Source organism: Pseudoalteromonas sp. BSi20429, from assembly GCF_000238895.1.
GTDB lineage: Bacteria > Pseudomonadota > Gammaproteobacteria > Enterobacterales > Alteromonadaceae > Pseudoalteromonas > Pseudoalteromonas arctica.
On the sequence record NZ_BADV01000114.1, the window covers coordinates 1 to 249 of the forward strand.

The window sequence follows — 249 nt, forward strand, 5'->3', positions numbered from 1 at the left end:
CCGTGGCAGTATTTGTTCCACCATTATTATCACTAACGGTATAAGTAACTGTTGCTAAGCCATTGCTATCAGCTGCCGGTGTGTATTGAATTTGATTACCAACTACTGAGGCTGAGCCAATATCAGCTGATGCTGCACTTATCACCAGGCTGTCGCCGTCTTCATCTGAGTCATTGGCTAATACGTTTATCAGTATTGGCGCTGCATCTTCAACCATAGTAGCAGTATCGTTATTGGCAACAGGTGTAT

At 43.8% G+C, this 249-nt stretch carries 1 protein-coding gene; it reads right to left on the minus strand.

The features are described from left to right. A partial coding sequence (locus P20429_RS20030) for an Ig-like domain-containing protein (RefSeq protein ID WP_033027214.1) occupies positions 1–249 on the minus strand: 249 nt, incomplete at both ends.